We start from the raw sequence: 1,247 nt of genomic DNA, 5'->3' as shown, positions 1-1,247 counted from the left end.
GGGCGACGGCGGCCTGGCCGCGCACGGATTCACCGCGCGCCTCGAAATAGATGCCGTTGGCGAGGCAAGTCTGTTCCGGCTTGGAGAAGACGCTCGCCGGCAGCGGAGTTTGCATCCACGAATGATCGCCTTTGGCCACCGGCGGAATGAAACGGCCATCGTTCGGCTTCTCGTCCTTAAGCAAGGCCTCGAAGGGCGAAGCCTGCGCATAGTCGGGCGCGGCCGCTGCGTAGGCGGTCGCCAGGACGTCGGGGCGGTCGTTATTGACCAGTGCGGCCAGCATGGCCGGCACCCCAGGATCCGGCTTCTTGTCGACGCGCCTATGAAACGCGGCGGCAATCTGGATTTCCTTGCCTTTGATCTCGGGCTTGGCGAAAGCCATCTTCAGGCCGCTGTCCATGCTCGGGCGAAGCAGCGAGGAGGTGCGCTCGAAAATCGAGCCGGCGTTGAAGTTCTTCGGCGGCGCGACCGGTGAGACGATGATGATGCGGCCCTTCTTGTCGGCGCGCATGATGCGGTCCTCGTCGGGCGTCGTGCTGGCCACGCTGCCCTTGCCGCGAAACGACACGGCGCCGACGCCGGGCAACCGCACGCCGGAACCGGAGATCGAGCCGGTGGTGTCGGAATCGAGGAAAGGCATTTCGGCGGCATGGACCGAGCCGGCGACGGATTTCTCGACATAGGCGTTCCAGCGGGCATTTGGCGCCTTGAGGCCCGAAATCAGGCTCGTCATGTCCTGGTAGGCAATGACGTTGGGAAAGCCGACCCAGATGCCAAGTCCAATGACCAAAGGAGACAGAAAGGAACGTTTTTTCTCACCGGCGACAGCGACAAGCCGCTTCAGAACACGTCGATGCACGGAACTCTCCAGAAACGCAACTGACCCCACTGGAGAGGCACAATGATGCATTAACCTTGATGGGGCGTTAACAGGTTGGATCGTGTTTTCCCTGTCGATCCCCCTGTCGATCTGAAGTCAGGCGCTTTTGCGGCCATGTTCGGGCCGAAGAAAAGATCGGCCAGGCGATCAGCGCGCAATAAGCCGCAGCCAGCCAGACGCCGGTCACGACCAGATGACGACAAGCCCGAAAATGCGAGGCATGAAAGCTGAAGAACGTGGCTTGGGGACGAGACAGCGCTCAGCGGCGTTTTTTCGCCTTGGTGGCGAACGGATTTTCCGAGGTGCGCAAGGCGATGCGGATCGGCACGCCTGGCATGTCGAAGGCTTCGCGCAGGCTGTTCGAGAG

The 1,247-nt window shown here is 61.9% G+C and carries 1 protein-coding gene; it reads right to left on the bottom strand.

Features of this window, described 5'->3' with window-relative positions:
• Positions 1–859 (bottom strand): cell wall hydrolase (locus tag EOA86_RS35180; protein WP_164892349.1); only part of this gene is annotated, 859 nt, incomplete at its 3' end.
• Positions 860–1,247 lie beyond the last annotated feature (388 nt).

The sequence above is a fragment of the Mesorhizobium sp. M5C.F.Ca.IN.020.32.2.1 genome, from assembly GCF_004023105.1.
GTDB classification, from domain to species: Bacteria; Pseudomonadota; Alphaproteobacteria; order Rhizobiales; family Rhizobiaceae; genus Mesorhizobium; species Mesorhizobium wenxiniae.
Note: the sequence above shows the minus strand (reverse complement) of the source record. Positions and strands in the feature narration are given on the sequence as shown.